At 71.3% G+C, this 17,165-nt stretch carries 13 protein-coding genes; 9 read left to right on the top strand and 4 right to left on the bottom strand.

The genetic code is table 11. The features are described from left to right. Positions 1-19: 19 nt before the first annotated feature. Positions 20-1,303 carry a serine hydroxymethyltransferase gene (locus E1269_RS14175; RefSeq protein ID WP_131895543.1) on the top strand — a complete coding sequence of 428 codons (1,284 nt, stop codon included), beginning with the start codon at positions 20-22 and terminating at the stop codon, positions 1,301-1,303. 44 nt (positions 1,304-1,347) lie between these two features. Here E1269_RS14175 and E1269_RS14170 read toward each other — a convergent pair whose 3' ends face one another. Both E1269_RS14170 and E1269_RS14165 read right to left on the bottom strand, forming a co-directional pair. Next, the gene (locus E1269_RS14170; protein WP_131895541.1) at positions 1,348-1,875 is read right to left on the bottom strand and encodes a winged helix-turn-helix domain-containing protein; all 528 of its coding nucleotides are present in this window, start codon (positions 1,873-1,875) and stop codon (positions 1,348-1,350) included. Next, complete coding sequence (locus E1269_RS14165; RefSeq protein WP_162606415.1) at positions 1,872-2,657, bottom strand: TrmB family transcriptional regulator; 786 nt, start codon at positions 2,655-2,657, stop codon at positions 1,872-1,874. The genes E1269_RS14170 and E1269_RS14165 overlap by 4 nt, the downstream gene beginning before the upstream one ends. Before the next feature lie 197 nt (positions 2,658-2,854). On the opposite strand from E1269_RS14165, the gene E1269_RS14160 reads away from it, so the two are divergent. Continuing rightward, complete coding sequence (locus E1269_RS14160; RefSeq protein WP_203433551.1) at positions 2,855-7,312, top strand: S8 family serine peptidase; 4,458 nt, start codon at positions 2,855-2,857, stop codon at positions 7,310-7,312. Here the strand turns inward: E1269_RS14160 and E1269_RS14155 are convergent. Then, complete coding sequence (locus E1269_RS14155; protein ID WP_131895535.1) at positions 7,309-8,310, bottom strand: N-acetylglucosamine kinase; 1,002 nt, start codon at positions 8,308-8,310, stop codon at positions 7,309-7,311. The two genes, E1269_RS14160 and E1269_RS14155, sit on opposite strands and share 4 nt — an antisense overlap. Before the next feature lie 222 nt (positions 8,311-8,532). Here E1269_RS14155 and E1269_RS14150 point away from each other — a divergent pair, with 222 nt between their 5' ends. From E1269_RS14150 to E1269_RS14130, 5 genes are all read left to right on the top strand, one after another. After that, complete coding sequence (locus tag E1269_RS14150; RefSeq protein WP_203433549.1) at positions 8,533-9,456, top strand: MurR/RpiR family transcriptional regulator; 924 nt, start codon at positions 8,533-8,535, stop codon at positions 9,454-9,456. Beyond that, a complete protein-coding gene (locus tag E1269_RS14145; RefSeq protein ID WP_131895533.1) occupies positions 9,453-10,208 on the top strand; it encodes a sugar isomerase domain-containing protein in 756 nt (251 codons plus the stop codon). Before E1269_RS14150 ends, E1269_RS14145 begins: the two co-directional genes overlap by 4 nt. Before the next feature lie 73 nt (positions 10,209-10,281). Continuing rightward, entirely contained in the window at positions 10,282-11,751 is a 1,470-nt protein-coding gene (gene ngcE, locus E1269_RS14140; RefSeq protein WP_131895531.1) for an N-acetylglucosamine/diacetylchitobiose ABC transporter substrate-binding protein, read from the top strand. Positions 11,752-11,764: 13 nt separating this feature from the next. After that, on the top strand, positions 11,765-12,688 hold the full coding sequence (locus tag E1269_RS14135; protein WP_131895529.1) for a carbohydrate ABC transporter permease: 924 nt from the start codon (positions 11,765-11,767) through the stop codon (positions 12,686-12,688). Further along, positions 12,688-13,626, top strand: a complete 939-nt coding sequence (locus tag E1269_RS14130; RefSeq protein ID WP_131895527.1) for a carbohydrate ABC transporter permease — start codon at positions 12,688-12,690, stop codon at positions 13,624-13,626. The genes E1269_RS14135 and E1269_RS14130 overlap by 1 nt, the downstream gene beginning before the upstream one ends. Before the next feature lie 10 nt (positions 13,627-13,636). Here E1269_RS14130 and E1269_RS14125 read toward each other — a convergent pair whose 3' ends face one another. After that, a complete protein-coding gene (locus E1269_RS14125) occupies positions 13,637-14,032 on the bottom strand; it encodes a winged helix-turn-helix transcriptional regulator (RefSeq protein WP_131895525.1) in 396 nt (131 codons plus the stop codon). A gap of 93 nt (positions 14,033-14,125) precedes the next feature. On the opposite strand from E1269_RS14125, the gene E1269_RS14120 reads away from it, so the two are divergent. Together E1269_RS14120 and E1269_RS14115 are read left to right on the top strand one after the other, a co-directional pair. After that, positions 14,126-15,547 carry an MFS transporter gene (locus tag E1269_RS14120; protein ID WP_131895523.1) on the top strand — a complete coding sequence of 474 codons (1,422 nt, stop codon included), beginning with the start codon at positions 14,126-14,128 and terminating at the stop codon, positions 15,545-15,547. 10 nt (positions 15,548-15,557) lie between these two features. Beyond that, positions 15,558-17,153, top strand: a complete 1,596-nt coding sequence (locus tag E1269_RS14115) for an MFS transporter (RefSeq protein WP_131895521.1) — start codon at positions 15,558-15,560, stop codon at positions 17,151-17,153. Positions 17,154-17,165 lie beyond the last annotated feature (12 nt).

The raw sequence follows: 17,165 nt of genomic DNA, 5'->3' as shown, positions 1-17,165 counted from the left end.
AGAGGATGTGGCTCTCGCCATGACCACCACGAACGCCCGCGCCGCGCTGCACGCCGCCGACCCCGAGCTGGCCGGCCTCATCGACGCCGAGGAGCGGCGCCAGCGCGAGACGCTCAAGCTCATCCCGTCCGAGAACTACGTGTCCGCCGCGGTCCTCGAAGCCTCCGGCACGGTGCTGACCAACAAGTACTCCGAGGGCTACCCGGGCCGGCGCTACTACGAGGGCCAGCAGGTCATCGACCAGATCGAGACGCTGGCGGTGGAGCGGGCGAAGGCGCTGTTCGGCGCCGACCACGCGAACGTCCAGCCGTACTCGGGGTCGCCGGCCAACCTCGCCGTCTACCTGGCCACGGCCAGCCCGGGCGACACCGTCATGGGCATGTCGTTGCCGATGGGCGGGCACCTCACTCACGGCTGGAAGGTCTCGGCCACCGGCACCTGGTTCCGCGCCGTCCAGTACGACGTGCGCCGCGACACCGGCCGCATCGACCTCGACGAGGTCCGCGAGCTGGCGCTGGCCGAGCGGCCCAAGCTGATCTTCTGTGGCGGGACGGCGATCCCGCGCACCATCGACTTCGCCGGCTTCGCCGCGATCGCACACGAGGTCGGCGCGGTGCTCGTGGCCGACATCGCGCACATCGCCGGGCTGGTCGTCGGCGGCGCGCACCCGACCCCCGTCGGGCACGCCGACATCGTCACGACGACGACGCACAAGACGCTGCGGGGCCCGCGCGGAGCGATGATCCTCACCACCGAGGAGTACGCCAAGCCCGTCGACAAGGCCGTGTTCCCCGGCCTGCAGGGCGGCCCGCACAACCACACCACCGCAGGCATCGCCGTCGCTCTGGGCGAGGCCGCCCAGCCGGCGTTCAAGGACTACGCCCATCAGGTGGTGGCCAATGCCGCCACACTCGCCGACGAGCTGCTGGCCCGCGGTTTCGACCTGGTCTCCGGTGGCACTGACAACCACCTCATCCTCATCGACCTGACGTCGAAGGGCGTGGCGGGCAAGCCGGCGGCGAAGGCGCTGGACCGCGCCGGCGTGGAGACCAACTACAACACCGTCCCGTTCGACCCGCGCAAGCCCTTCGACCCGTCGGGTCTGCGCATCGGCACTCCGGCGCTGACCAGCCGGGGCATGGGCGATGCCGAGATGCGCGAGGTCGGCCGCTGGATGGACGAGGTCGTCACCGCGGCCGCCGGCGACGACGAGGACGCGCTGGAGGCCGTGATCGCCCGGGTCCGCGGCGAGGTGACGGAGCTGACCGGCCGGTTCGCAACGCCCGGCCTGACGCGCCCATGATCATCAACGATTTCCGGTGTGATAGCACCCGAAATCGTTGATGATCACGGCCGCGGGGCGGGATCCAGGCGGAATCCGACACCGCGGGTGGCGTGGATGTGCACCGTCGCGCCGGCGGAGCGCAGCTTCGCACGTAGCCGCTTGATCACCGACTGCAGCGCGGCCGGGCCGGCGAAGTACTTGCCCTCCCACGCCCGCTCGTGCAGCTGGCGGTAGGTCCAGACCCGGCCGGGCTGGCCTGCCAGGCAGCCCAGCACCTTGAGCTCGTACGGCGTGAGCGCGAGCGCCTGCCCGCGCCAGCTGGCTTCGTGGTGGGCGAGGTCGACCCGCAGCCCTGCGGCCCGGACGACCTCGTCGGCCGGGACGACGGCGGTTCGCACGTCCTCGGCCCGGCCGCCGGTAAGGTCGGCGTCGAGCCGGCGCAGGAAGGTGCTCGCGCTGTCGGCGTCGGGGGCGAGCACGAGGATGCCGCTGCCGTCGAACTGCCCGGCCAGCCGGGCCCGCTCGGCGGGGGAGTCGCTGATGCAGACGACGACCGGTGCGCCGGCGCCCGCGGGTGTCTCGGCCGTCATGGCGGGCCGCCCCGGCCCAGCGGCGAGGAGCGCTCCCACAGGGTCTGAAACAGGAACCCCAGCGCGCCCGCGAGCTCGCGGCTGCGCACGATGATGGCGACGACGCCGCTGACGCCCGGCGTGAACAGCGGCATGACGACGGTGTGCGAGTCGAACACGGCGAACTTCATGGGCAGCTCGCCGTCGTAGACGCGCGCCTGCTCGCCGGCCTCGACCCAGGCGTCGATGTTGCGGGCGATCGAGGCGTTGCCCATGACGGCGCGGTCGTAGACGGCGCGGGCCCGCACGCCGCGGCCCAGGGCGTCCAGCTCGGCCTGGTTGGTGCCGCCCAGTTGCACCGGCTCGCGGACCACGAAGTCGACGGTGTGCTCGGCGGCCGCGTGCAGCCGGTCGAAGCGTTCGCCGACGAGCTTGGGCGTGCGGAGGATCTCGACGATCTCCCCGTCGCTGCCGGCGTTGTCCTGGAAGAGCTTCATGAGGTCCGGCAGCGCGGTCTCGACCCGTTTTTCGCGCTCGCGCAGTTCGTCGCGGCCTCTGGCGAGCAGGCCCGCGAGGGCCCGGTCCGGCGCGGCCGGCTGGTATCGGCTGTTGTAGCCGGCGCCGGCATCGACGAGGCCCTTGTCGACCAGCGAGCGCAGGATCAGGTACACGCTGCTGCGCGAGGTGCCGGTGAGGTCGGCGATGGTGCCGGCGGCCAGCGGCGACTGCTCGAGCAGGCACAGGTAGACCCGCGCCTCGGTCTTGGACAGGCCCAGGTCTTCGAGCAGGGTCTCGGTCTGCACGTCGTCATGGTCCACGCCCGGCCCGGCCGCGTCAAACACGTCGTACAAGGTTTGGACGACATCCTCCAGTTGCCTGCGAACTGCCCCGATCCTGGTCCGGAAGTTGCCGATATCGACGCTTATGGTCACTGCCACTGTCAGCGCGACAGCCGGCGGCGATCCCGCCGGGAAGCGCCGTTGGAGGACACGCGATGGGCATGCGGGCAGGATCGGACTGGGGCAGGCGGGCGGCCGGCGGGGCAGCGGCGATCCTGCTGGCGGCGGTCGTGATGGTGACGCCGGCGACGGCGGGATCGTCGGCGCCGGCGTCCTCCCCGGTGACACAACCGGTGACGCCACCGGTGACTGAATCGGTGCCGCCGTCGGACACGCCGGAGGAGAAGATCGAGCCGTCCTTGCAGAGGACGCTCGACGCGGAGCAGACCGCGCCGCTGTGGGTGCGGTTCACCGACCAGGCGGACCTGGCCGCGGCCAGCGCGATCGACGACTGGGCCGAACGCGGCACCGCCGTCGCGGCGGCGCTCAAGGCGACCGCGGAGACCAGCCAGGCCGAGGTCCGCGCCCAGTTGGACGCCGCCGGCGTCACGTACGAGGCGTTCTGGGCGACCAACGCGATCCGGATCGAGGACGGCACGGCGGAGCTGGCGGCGCAGCTGTCCGCCCGGCCGGAGGTCGACTCCCTGCACGCGACCCAGAGCTACGAGCTGCCTGAGACCGAACCGGTGGACGCGCCGAGCACCCTGGCCGCCGGCGAGGTCGAGTGGGGCGTCGCCAACGTCCGCGCCGACGACGTGTGGGAGCAGTACGGCGTCACCGGCGAGGGGATCACCGTCGCGACCATCGACTCCGGCGCGCTGCTCGACCACCCGGCGCTGGTGGACCACTACCGCGGCGCGAACGCCGACGGCACCTTCGACCACGACCACAACTGGTTCGACGCCAGCGGCCTGTGCGCCGGTGCGCCCTGTGACGACCACGGCCACGGCAGCCACGTGACCGGCATCATCGTGGGAGCCGACGGCGATGCGGACCGGATCGGCGTGGCACCGGGCGCCACCTGGATCGCGGCCAACGGCTGCTGCACCGACGCCGGGCTGATCGCGTCGGGCCAGTGGATGCTCGAGCCCACCGACCTGAACGGGCAGAACCCCGACCCCAGCCGCCGCCCGCACGTCATCAACAACTCCTGGGGCAGCTTGGTGCCCTCGAACGACCCGTTCATGGAGGACATCAGCCTGGCCTGGGAGGCCGCGGGCATCTTCGCGACGTGGGCGAACGGCAACGAGGGCCCGCGCTGCCAGACCTCCGGATCGCCGGGCAGCCGCATCGTCAACTACTCCGTCGGCGCGTACGACGTCGACGACGTCGTCTACTCCGACTCCAGCCGCGGTGCCGGCCAGGACGGGGAGATCAAGCCGAACATCGCCGCGCCCGGCGTCGCGGTCCGCTCGGCCTGGAAGGACGGCGGCTACGAACTGCTGAGCGGCACGTCCATGGCCGCACCGCATGTCAGCGGCGCGGTGGCGCTGATGTGGTCGGCCGCGCCGGCGCTCGTCGGCGACGTCGAGGCCACGAGGGACCTGCTGGACGGGTCCGCGGTGGACACGCCGAACGACGAGTGCGGCGGTGCCGCCGGCGACCACGGCGACGACAACAACGTCTTCGGCGAGGGCCGCCTCGACGCGCTGGCCCTGCTGGACTCCGCGCCGGTCGGTGACACCGGCACCCTGGTGACGACGGTGACCGACGCGGCGAGCGGCGACCCGATCCCGGGCGCCCGCATAGCCATCGACGGCCCGGTCGACCGGGAGCGCGTCACCGGCGACGACGGCACCTACACCGTGCCGCTGCGAGTCGGGGACTACCAGGTGACGGCGACCGCGTTCGGCTATGTCGGGGGGACGGCGGAGGTGAGCGTCGCCCAGGACGAGACGGCCGAGCTCGTGGTGGCACTGGAGCGGCAGGAGACCGTGACGCTGAGCGGCCGGGTCGTCGACGGCTCCGGCCAGGGTTGGCCGTTGTACGCCCGGGTCACCGTCGACGGCATGCCCGGCGGAACCGTGTACACCGACCCCGAGGACGGCGCCTACAGCATCGAAGTCCCGGTCGGTGCCACGTACGAGCTGTCTATCGAGCCCGAGTACGACGGCTACCAGGCCGGGGCCGCGACGGTCACCGTCGGCGACGACGACCTGGCCGAGGACGTCGAGCTGGAGCGGGTCACCGACCGCTGCACCACGCCGGGCTACGGCTACAGCTACACCGGAGCCGGCACCGACTTCGACCACGGCCTGCCGGAGGGCTGGACCGTCACCGACGACAACGGCAGCGGACACACCTGGTCCTTCGACGACCCGTACGACCTGAGCAACCTCACCGGCGGCACGGAAGGCTGGGCCAGCGCGCAGAGCCCCGGTGGCGCGCTCTACATCGACACGACGCTGACCACACCGGTCTTGGACCTCAGTGACGACGACGCGCCGGTGATCGGGTTCCGGCAGGCGCTGATGCAGCTGGGCGACGTGGCTGACGTGGACCTCAGCGTCGACGGCGGCCGGACCTGGGAGACGGTGCTGAACCAGACCCGCGTGAACACCAAGGGCGCGGCCGACGTGAGCATCCCGGTGCCGCAGGCCGCCGGCCAGTCCGAGGTCGTCGTCCGGTTCCACTACCACAACGCCCGGTACAGCTCGTACTTCTGGCAGCTCGACGACGTGTACGTCGGCAGCCGCAGCTGTGACCCGGTCGAAGGCGGCCTGGTGATCGGGAACGTCACCGACGCCAACACCGGCGAACCCGTGAACGGCGCGCGGCTGGCGGCACGGGCCGCGCCCCTGGACGGTGTCGAGTCGATCGCGACGCCGGACGATCCGGGCCTTGACGACGGGTTCTACGCACTGTTCATGTCCGGTGACGGCGACCAGGAGCTCGGGTTCGAGGGGGACCGGTACGCCGCCGGCACCGCGACGCTCACCGTCGGCGACGGTGACGTCACCGGTCACGACATCGAGCTGGCGGCCGGGCGGTTGGAGGTCGACGGCGACCCGTCGGCGACGCTCGAGCTCGGCGAGTTCGCGGAGCAGACCGTGACGCTGAGCAACACCGGCACCGCACCGCTGACCGTGGACCTCACCGAGCGCCGGGGGAGCAGCGAGATCCTGCGCCCGGACGGCACCACGGCGACCCAGGAGGAGATCGCGGCCAGCGCCGGAGCGCCGGTGCGGCGGGTCGAGGGCGAGGCGTCGCCGCTGGGCTTCGACCCGGCGTCGGACACCGTCGCCGCCGACGATGTCGCGGACCAGCCGGCCGACGGGCCCTGGACAGATCTCACCGACTACCCGATCCCGGTGCAGGACAATGCCGTCGGCGAGGTCGGCGGCCGCATCTACTCCGTCGGCGGCATCGGCGGCGTGGGTCAGCTGGACTGGGTCAGTGCCGGCTGGGTGTACGACCCGGCCACCCAGGTGTGGGAGCCCATCGCGGACCTGCCCGAGGCCCGCGAAGCCGCCGTGGGCGCCGGCATCGGTGACCTGTTCTATGTCACCGGCGGCAACGCGAACGACCAGCGGACGAGGAACACCACCTGGGCCTACGACCCGCACACCGACCGGTGGACCGAGCTCACCCCGTCGCCCAGAGGGTTCTACGGAGCCGGTGCCGCGGTGCTCGACGGCCAGCTCTACGTCGTCGGCGGCTGCGACCCCCAGAACTGCGGCCGCAGCGACGCGTTCCGCTACGATCCGGCGACGGATACCTGGACGACGCTGGCGGACTACCCGATCAACACGTCCCGGCAAGCGTGCGCGGGGATCGACGGCCGGGTGGTCTGCGCGGGCGGCATGACCCGCGCCGGCACCATCACCAACCACACCTATGCCTACGACCCGGCCACCGACACCTGGACCCGGGTGGCGGACCTGCCGACAGCACGGTGGGGCAGCGCCTACACCGGCGCCTCGGGCGAGCTGATCGTCGCCGGCGGCTATGACGGCAGCGCCATCACGAACGAGAGCTTCGCCTACGATCCCGTCGCAGACGTGTGGCTGGACATGCCGGCCACGAGCAACGTGCTGTACCGCAGCGGCAGCGCGTGTGGGCTGAACCGGGTCGGCGGGTCGAACCGGACCGGATTCAACCCCGTGACCACGGTCGACCAGCTGCCCACCTACGGCGATTGCCAGCCGGCGGACGTGTCGTGGCTGTCGGTCTCGTCGCCGTCGGTCGAGCTGGATCCGGGGGAGCAGGTCGAGGTGACGGTGCGGGTCGAGGCGACCGTCGGCCAGCCGGGCACGTACCGCGGCGGCGTCTGGGTGCGCGAGGACACACCGTACGCCGTCGCCCCGGTCGAGGTCACGATGGACGTCGAGGTGCCTCGCCGCTGGGGCGCGCTCGCCGGCACCGTGACCACCGTGACCTGCGACGGTGCCGACGCCGGCGCGCTGCCGGGCGCGACGGTGCTCGTCGACGGACGCAGCCTGGAGGTCGAGCTGACCGCGGACCGCAACGGCTACGTTCAGCGCTGGGTGGATCGCGCCGAGATGCCGCTCACCGTCACCGTCTCGGCCGATGGGTACGAGACCTGGTCGCAGCGGGTCCGGCCGCCCGGCGACGGGCCGTCCGTCGTGGACGTGGCCTTGCGCCCCGACACCTGCTAAGGGCCGAACAGGGCGACGTGAAGCTTCCTTGGCCAGTCGCTGGTGGTGTCGGCCGGCGTGGCTGACACCGCCGCCAGCCACGCCGCGCCGGCCGCGCCGTCGGTCGCGTCGGACACGGCGGCGCTCGGCCAGCGCGCCGCCAGGGCGTCGCGGACCAATGTGGCCAGCGGCGTCGCCGTCGTCAGCAGCGACCCCGCCAGCACGATCGGCGTCGCATCACCGTCGGAGCGGACCTGGGCGACCGCGGCGAGCAAGTGGTCCGCCGCCGCGCGCAGGATCCGGTCGGCCTCCGGGTCGGCGCCGGCGTTGCCGGTGACCAGCGGGGCCAGCGCGGCCAACCCGACCGGCGGCTTCGCGTGCACCGCCAGGATCAGGTCGGCGACCAGCGGCCGGCCCAGCCGCGACACGTCGGCCTCGCCGCCCAGCAGTGTCTGTATGACCGCGACGCCCAGGGGTCCGGGCGCGACGTAGCGATCGAGGGTCGCCAAGGTGGACCGGACCGCCTCACGGCCGATCCAGAACCCCGAGCCCAGATCACCGAGCAGCCAGCCGTGCCCGTCGACCAGCCGCACCAGGCGGCGGTCCTCGGCGCGGCACACCAGGGCTCCGGTGCCGGACAGGACCAGCGTGCCCTCCGGCGACGGCGTGCCCGCCACGAACGCTACGAGCGCGTCGGCGACGACGGTGTACGGGCAGGTCAGCCCCGCGCGACGCCATCGCTCGGCGAAGGCCGACGCGACCGCGGGGACGACCAGGTTGCGGTCGCCCGCGGCTCCGACGACGGCGTCCCGCACGGCGGCCGGGTCCACCGTCGCGAGCGCCTGCTCCAGCGCCGCGGAGACCGCGTCGAGCGCCCGCTCCAGCGCGTGCGACGTCACGTTCGCCCCGTGGGAACGCCCGGACCCCAGCCGGCGCCCCGAGGCGTCGACGACGACGGCACGCGTGGACGTGCCTCCGATGTCGAGGCCCAGGGCGAGCGGCCCGTCGGTGTTGGTCATACCCGTCCTCTCTGCGGCCGGCAGGCCCGGCGCCGTGCAGCGCCCCGGTCTCGCGCTGGCTGCGGAAACATCACGCTTGCACAAACTCTCGGCAAACCCTTGACATCCGGCTGAGGGTAGAAAGAATTCTCACCACCGCACGCTAAGAGTTGTCAGACGAAAATTCACTACCACGACGAGCCAGGAGGTTGCGTGGCGGAAGGGACACTACCGAGTGACCCGGTGGCCGAGTCTGGGCCACCCGGCGACTCGGTGCTGATGCGGATCCGCGCCCTGCTGCCCGAACTGCCCGCCGCGCTGCAGCGGGTGGGGGAGCAGGTGCTGTCCGCGCCCGCCGTCGTGGCCCGCGCGACCATCCTCGAGACGGCCGAGCGCAGCGGCACCTCCGCGGCCACCGTCACCCGGTTCTGCCGCGCCCTGGACCTGCCCGGCTATGCCGACCTGCGGCTGGCCATGGCCGAGGAGACCGGCCGGTCCTCCGCCGTCGCCGGCTGGGAGATCGACATCGGCCGCGAGATCAAGCCGACCGACTCCCTGCAGGAGATGCTCGACCTGATCACGACGGCGGACCTGCGAGCCATCCAGGAGACGGCCGCCCAGCTCGACCTCGCCGAGGTGGAGCTGGCCGCCGACGCCATCGCCAAGGCCGGCCGGGTCGAGGTCTACGGCATCGGCGGCAGCGCGCTGGTCGCGGGGGAGATGCAGCTGTGCCTGCACCGCATCGGCATCCCCACCTGGTCGTGGAGCGACGTGCACGTGGGCCTGACCAGTGCGGCGTTGCTCGGGCCGGAGGACGTCGCCATCGCCGTCTCGCACTCCGGTGCCACCTACGAAACGGTCGAGATGCTCTCGGCGGCGGGCAGCCGCGGCGCCACCACCGTCGCGCTCACCAGCTATCGCAACTCGGCGCTGGCCGAGGTCGCCGACATCGTCCTCACCACCGCCATCCACGAGACGACGTTCCGGCCCGACGCGCTGGCCGCTCGGCACCCGCAGCTCATCGTCCTCGACCTCATCTACGTCGCCGTGGCGCAGCGCCGGTACGAGACCACCGGCGTCGCGCTCAACCTGACCGCCCAGGCCGTCAGCTCGCACCGGGCACCACGCCCGGATGCCAGTCGCACCCAGAAGAAGGAGCAGCGGTGACCGACGTCAGCGCGGCCGCGTACCTCGCCCGCATCACCGAGCTTGTCGAGCAGGTGGCCGACACCCAGGCCGAGGCCGTCGAGCGGGCCGCCGAGCTGGTGGCCCGGGCGGTGCTGGCCGGCGGTGTCGTGCAGGCGTTCGGGACGGGGCACTCGCAGGCCACCGCGATGGAGATCGCCGGGCGTGCGGGCGGCTTGATCCCGACCAACCGCATCGCGCTGTTCGACCTGGTCACCTACGGCGGCGAGGACCCGGAGTCGCTCATCGACCCGAAGACCGAGCGGGACCCGTCGCTAGCGCAGCGGCTCTACGACAACACGCCGGTCGAGCCGGCGGACGTGTTCGTCATCGCGTCGAACTCCGGCATCAACGGCAGCATCGTCGGCATGGCCCAGGTGGCGAAGAAGAACGGTCACCCCGTCATCGCCATCACCTCACTCGACCACAGCGCCCAGGTGGAGTCCAGGCACCCGTCTGGCCAGAAGCTCACCGACCTGGCCGACGTGGTCCTCGACAACGGCGGGCCATTCGGTGACGCGGTCCTGCCGCTGCCCGGCGGCGGAGCGGTGTGCGCCGTGTCCTCCATCACCGCGGCGCTGCTCGCGCAATTGCTCACGGCAGAGGTGGTCCGCCGGCTCATCGAAGCCGGCGAGACCCCGCCTGTCTATCTCTCGGCGAACGTGCCCGGGGGAGACACCCACAACGACGGCCTGCTCAGGCGGTACGCGGGCCGGATCCGGCGAGGGGGCTAGTGTCCTCGGACCGCCTGGCTGCCACCCCGGCGCCATCACCTGACGGCACACTCCAGTACGAAGGGGTTCTGCTATGACCAGCAGCATCGAACGCACCACCCCGGCGGGCAGCGACCGCCGGACCTTCCTGCAGCGGGTCGCCCTCACCGGCGTGGCGCTCGGGCCCGGTGGGGCCTTCCTGGCCTCGTGCGCGACCGGCGGCGGGGATGACGACGACGAGGCGGAGGAGGCTCCGTCCGGCGACGTCAGCGAGGACAACCCGCTCGGCATCCCGGAGGACCAGCCACTGGAGATCTACATCTTCGACGGCGGGTTCGGCGACGAGTACGCCACCGAGATCCACCAGCCGATCTTCAGCGAGCGGTGGCCGAACGTCACGATCGAGCACCATGCCGCCGTCGACATCGCCGGCGAGCTGCAAGCGCGGTTCGTCGCCGGCGACCCGCCGGACTTCGTCAACAACTCAGGCGACGGCCAGATGGACCCCGGCCAGCTCATCTCCGACGGGCTGCTCTACGACCTGAGCGAGCTGTTCGACGCGCCCAGCTGGGACGACCCGAACGTGACGGTCCGCGACACCCTGCTGCCAGGCGCCATCGAGGCCGGCACGCGCAACGGCACCCCGTACGTCCTCAACTACGCGTTCACCGTCTTCGGCATCTGGTTCAACCAGACGCTGCTCGACGAGAACGGCTGGCCGGTGCCGACCACCTGGCAGGAGATGATGGACGTCTGCGCCGACATCGCCGCCGCCGGCATCGCGCCGTGGGTCTACCAGGGTGTGACGGCGCCGCGGTACATGAACTGGCCGCTGCTGTCCATGGCCACCAAACTGGCCGGCCCGGAGATCCTGGTCGCCATCGACAACCTCGAGCCGGGCGCCTGGGGCCACGAGGCCATCAAGGAGTCGGCCGCGGCCATCCTGTCGCTGCGCGAGAACAACTACTTCCTGCCCGGTGTGGAGGCCATGGAGTTCCGCGACGCCCAGGGCCTGTGGGCCCGCGGCGAGGCGGTGTTCTGCCCGTCCGGCTCGTGGCTGGAGAACGAGGAAGCGGACGCGATCGCGGAGAACCCGACGTTCCAGCTGGCCATGATGCCCGACCCGCTGTTGTCGCCGGACTCGGTCATGCCGCTGGAGACGGTGCGGGCCACCGCCGGTGAGCCGTACGTCGTCCCCGCGGACGCGGAGAACCCGCGCGCGGCCATGGAGTACATGCGGGCGATGCTGTCGCTGGAGGGCGCCCGCGGCTTCAGCGAAGCGGTCACCAGCCTGACCTCGGTGGCAGGCGCCAGCGAGGGCGTGACCATCGAGGCGCCGGGTCTGGCATCGGCCCAGGCGGCGCTGCAGGCCGCCGGCGACAACGTCATCAACTGGTACTACCCGAGCTGGTACGGCGACATGGAGAACCCCGGCATCGACCAGGCGACCGGCGCGCTGCTGCGGGCGGAGATCACCGTCGACGAGTGGGCGGACCGGTGCGAGGCCGTCGCCACCGAGGTCCGCGAGGACGACTCCATCGACAAGCAGAACCGCGAGAGCTGAGGATCGAGCGGACATGCGGCACGGCAAGTATCCCTTCATCCTGGCCTTCCTGCTGCCCCCGGTCGGGATCTACGCGATCTACATGCTGTCGCCCTATGTCCAGGCCATCTACATCTCGCTGACCGACTGGAGCGGCCTCTCGGCCACCCAGACCTTCATCGGGTTCGACAACTACGTGGAGATGTGGAACGACGACCAGCTGCGGACCGCGCTGCGCAACAACGCGATCCTCGTGCTCGTCGTGCCCATCCTCACGCTCCTGCTCGGGTTGTTCTTCGCATCGATGCTCAACGTCGGTGGCCGCCGCCGAGGCGCGGCGGTCACCGGCGTGCGGGGATCGTCGATCTACCAGGTCGTGTACTTCTTCCCGCTGGTGGTGTCGGCGCCGATCATCGGCATCGTCTTCAGCTACGTGTTCGCGCCGGAGAACGCCGGCGGCATCCTGAACCGGCTGCTCGGCGCGGTCGGCCTGGACTCACTGCAACAGCTGTGGCTGGCCGAGCAGAACTGGCTCATCTGGATCGTCGTCATCGTCATGACGTGGTCGTTCGTCGGGTTCTACGTCGTGCTGTTCTCCGCGGCCATGCAGTCGATCCCGCGCGACATCTACGAGGCCGCCTTGCTGGACGGCTCCAGCCGGTTCACGACGTTCCGCAAGGTCACCGTCCCGCTGGTCTGGGACACCGTCCAGGTCGGCTGGGTGTACATGGCGATCCAGGCGATGGACGCCTTCGCGACGGTGCACATCATGCTGGGCATCAACGGCGGCGTCGAAGGCGCCGGCGACGTCCTCGGCGTGATGATGTACCGCGAGGCGTTCTCGAGCAACGACTTCGGCTACGCAGCCGCGATCGGCGTGCTCATGCTCGTCCTGACCATGGCGGTGGCCATGCTGTTCATGCGGGGCCTGCGGCGCGAGAGGGTGGAGCTGGCGTGATGTCGACGACGCAGACCGAACCGGCCGGCCCGTCCGCGGAGGTCCGGGCCCACGCTCGCCGCCAGCACCAGCCGGGCGTCGGTGCCGGCGAGCGCGCGCTCTCGCTCCTCAACGGCGGGTTCCTGCTGCTGTGGGGCCTGATCACGACGTTGCCGCTGGTGTGGGCGATCGTGTCGTCGTTCAAGACCAACGGCGAGTTCCGCACCGACCCGATGGGCCTGCCCGGCGGCCTGGAGTGGGACAACTTCGCCCGCGCCTGGAACGCGGCGAACATCGGCCAGTACTTCACGAACAGCGTCATCGTCGTCGCGATGTCGCTCACCATGACCATGCTGTTCGGGGCGATGGGCGCGTACGTGCTGGCCCGGTACGACTTCCCGGGGAACCGGTTCATCTACTACCTGTTCCTCGGCGGCCTGGTGCTGCCGGTTTTCCTGGCGCTGGTGCCGATGTTCTTCGTGGTGCGCAACCTCGGCTCGCTGCCGGTCGTCGGACAGTTCCTCGGCCTGAACAGCTACTTCAGCCTGGCACTGGTGTACGTGGCCTTCTCGCTGCCGTTCACGGTCTTCTTCCTGACAGCGTTCTTCCGCACCCTGCCGAACTCCGTCGCCGAGGCCGGCATCATGGACGGCTGCTCGCACTTCTCGCTGTTCTTCAGGGTCATGCTGCCGATGGCCCGGCCCGGCATGATCAGCCTGGCGCTGTTCAACTTCCTCGGCCACTGGAACCAGTACGTCCTGCCGCTGGTGATCATGCAGGAGGGCGACAAGCGGGTGCTGGCCCAGGGCCTGGGCACCCTGGCCGCCAACACCGGGTTCCGCGCGGACTACACCGCCCTGTTCGCTGGCCTGGTGATCGCGCTGCTGCCGGTGCTGATCGTGTACATCATCTTCCAGAAGCAGGTCCAGGCCGGCCTCACCGCGGGCGTCCTCAAGTAGGTCATCCGGTTCAGCCGGCGGCGGACTCGTTCTCCAGGTCGTAGGTCGCCCGGGCCTGGGTGATCGTCATGCGGTGACGCTCGGCCCAGTCGGTCAGCTGGCGAAGGGTGTCCAGGAGCTCCCGCGCGACGTCGGTGAGCTCGTACTCGACCTTGGGCGGCACCGTGGGGTAGACGGTCCGCACAAGGAGCCCGTCGCGCTCGAGCTTGCGTAGGGTGAGCGTGAGCATCCGCCGGCTGACGCCGTTCACGGCGCGCTCGAGCTCGGTGAAGCGCACCGGGCCGTGAGCCGCTGCCACGATCACGCCGACGCTCCACTTGCCGGCGACGTGATCGATCACCTCGGAGACCGGGCAGGCCTCCTGCTCGATGAGCTGGCGGGTCACATCCATGTTCCTCTGGGACATCACAGTGCCTCCTTCCCGTACCGCCGATGGTCACACATCATGGCTTCAGTAACAAGACGCTACCCAAGAGGACGATCTGGAACAGAGGTCATGATGAGCAACTCGCCGACGCGCTCCGGGCTCGTGCTGGGCCTGCTGGCGCTCGCCCACTTCATCGTCTCCGTCGACTTCAACATCGTCTACATCGCGCTGCCGGAGATCGGGCGCGAGGTCGGCTTCGGCCCCCAGTCGCTGCAGTGGGTCGTCAGCGCCTACGCGCTGGGCTTCGGCGGCTTCTTGCTGCTCGGCGGTCGGCTGGTCGACCGGGTCGGCGCCCGGCGGGTGTTCGTCGCGGGCTCCGCCTGGTTCGCGGTAGCGTCGGTGGCTGGCCTGGTCGCGACGACGCCCGGGGTGCTGGTCGCCGCCCGCGCGGGCCAGGGGATCGGCTCGGCCCTGCTGTTCCCGGCCACGCTCGCGCTGGTCAATACCCGGTTCGAGGCCGGACCCGAGCGCAACCGGGCGCTGGCCGTCTGGGGTGTCGCCGGCGCGTCCGGCGCGCTGGCCGGCGGGGGAGCGGGCGGTGTGCTCACCAGCGCTCTGGGCTGGGAGTCGGTCTTCGGTGCGATGATCCCGCTGGCGGCCGCCGCCACGCTGGCCGCGCCCCGGCTGCTCGCCCCGGACGCCGTCCGGCGCCGCGCCACCAGGGCCGCGGGCTTCGACGTCCCGGGCGCCGTCACCGTCACCGCCGCGTCGCTGCTGATCGTGTTCGGCCTGGTCAGCGGTCCGGAGGCGGGCTGGACCTCGGCGCGGGCGGGCGGTGCGGTGGCCGCGGGCATCGTGCTGCTCGGTCTGTTCGTCGCGATCGAGCGTCGCGGCAAGGCGCCGCTGATGCCGCCTCGGATGCTGGCCAACCGCAACCTCGTCGCGGCGACCGGCCTGATCTTCGTCCTCATGGGGCCGGTCGCCGCCGTCCACTACCTCTACACGACCTACCTGCAAGACGTCCTCGGCTACGACGCACTCGCCGCCGGCCTGGGCTTCCTGCCGCAGAGCGCGCTGGCGATGGCCGGGTCGTGGCTGCTCCTGCCGCCGCTGCTGCGCCGGTGGGGTGTCCGCGCGACCCTCGTGGTCGGGATGGTCGGCATCGCCGTCGCGATTGCCGCCGTCGCCGTCGGGATGCGCACGGACGGGACGTACTGGTACCTGCTGCCCGGGCTGATGATGTTCGGGCTGTTCGCCGGGACGGCGTATCCGGCCGTCTTCGCGGCGGTCGGGTCCGAGGTCCCCGGCGACGAGCAGGGTGTCGCGTCGGCGATGGGATCGACGGCCCAGCAGATCGGTGGTGCGGTCGGGCTGGCCGTCCTCGTCGCGATCGCCAACGCGGACCCCGTCGTCGAGGGACTGCGTACGGCCGGGCTGGTCGCGGCGGCGATCACCGCCGGGGCGGTGGTGCTGGCGTTCGCTCTGCGCGGAACCCGGCCTGACGCGGGCGCTTCGGCGGGCGATCGCTTGACCTCAACAATGGTTGAGGTATGAAGGTGGGGGCATGACCTCCACCGACACCGTGACGGTGCCTCCGCAGCGGGCGGGCGCCAAGGAGTGGATCGCGCTCACCGTCCTCAGCCTCCCGGCAATGCTCGTGATGATGGACCTGACGGTACTGCATCTGGCCGTGCCGCACCTCAGCGCCGAGCTGACCCCGACCAGCTCGCAACTGCTCTGGATCACCGACATCTACGGATTCCTGATCGCCGGCTTCCTCATCACCATGGGCTCGCTCGGCGACCGGATCGGCCGGCGGAAGCTGCTGCTGGCCGGCGCGACGGCGTTCGGCCTGGCGTCCGTGTTGGCGGCGTACTCGACGAGTGCGGAGATGCTCATCGGCGCCCGGGCGCTGATGGGGGTCGCCGGCGCGACGCTGATGCCGTCGACGCTGTCGCTGATCCGCAACATGTTCCACGACGACCGCCAGCGAACCACCGCGATCTCGCTGTGGATGATGAGCTTCATGGTGGGCGGCTCAATCGGGCCACTGGTCGGCGGCGCCCTGCTCGAGGCGTTCTGGTGGGGGTCGGTATTCCTCGTCGGCGTGCCGGTGATGGTGCTGTTGCTGGTCGTCGGGCCGTTGCTGTTGCCGGAGTACCGCGACCCCGGCTCCGCCCGGCTCGACCTAGTCAGCGCGTTCCTGCTGCTCGCCGCGGTGCTGCCGGTGATCTACGGGATCAAGAAGCTGGCCGAGGACGGGTTCGGCTGGCTGCTGGTCGGTGCGGTGGCGATCGGCCTGGCCTTCGCCGGGCTGTTCGTTCGCCGGCAGCGGTCGCTGGACGACCCGCTGATCGACCTGAAGCTTTTCCGCAACCGGGCGTTCGGCGCGACGCTCGGCATCATGACGACGGCCACGTTCGCGATGATGGGCCTCAACCTGTTCGTCATGCAGTACCTGCAGCTGGTGCAAGGGCTCTCGCCGTTCCGGGCCGGGCTGTGGGTGCTGCCGATGACCGGTGCGATGATGGTCGGGATGACCTTGGTCCCCGTCCTGGCGGGCCGGTTCCGGCCGGGCTACCTCATCGCCGGGGGCATGTTCGTCAGCGCCGCCGGCATCGCGATCATCACGCAGGTCGACGGGTCGTCCGGGTTCGCCGTCCTGATCACCGGTACGTGCGTCATGGCGGTCGGCTTCACCCCGGCCGCGGCGCTCGGAACCGACCTGGTGATCAGCGCGGCGCCGCCGGAACGGGCCGGCGCGGCCTCGGCGGTCTCGGAGACGAGCAACGAGTTCGGCGGCGCCCTCGGCCTCGCGATCCTCGGCAGTGTCGGTACCGCCGTCTACCGTTCAGGCATGGACTCCGACCTGCCTGCCGGGCTCGACCCGGCCGCGGCCGACGCCGCCCGCGACACGCTGGCCGGTGCCGTCGCCGTCGGCGGTGAGCTACCCTCCGGTGCTGGCACCACCCTGGTCGAGCTGGCCAGGGCGGCGTTCACCGACGGCCTGCAGGCCACGGCCGCCGTCAGCGCGTCCATCGCACTGGTCGGAGCCGTGCTCGCTGCCATCTTGCTGCGCCGGGTCCGGGCCGGGGACGACGCACCATCGAACGACGACGCACCGGCCGGCGAGGTCGCGCCGGCCACCGTCGCCATTTAGGAGGACCACCAC

This window comes from Jiangella asiatica (assembly GCF_004349065.1).
GTDB lineage: Bacteria > Actinomycetota > Actinomycetes > Jiangellales > Jiangellaceae > Jiangella > Jiangella asiatica.
The sequence above is the reverse complement of the archived record's forward strand: the minus strand, read 5'-3'. Positions and strand labels throughout refer to the sequence as shown.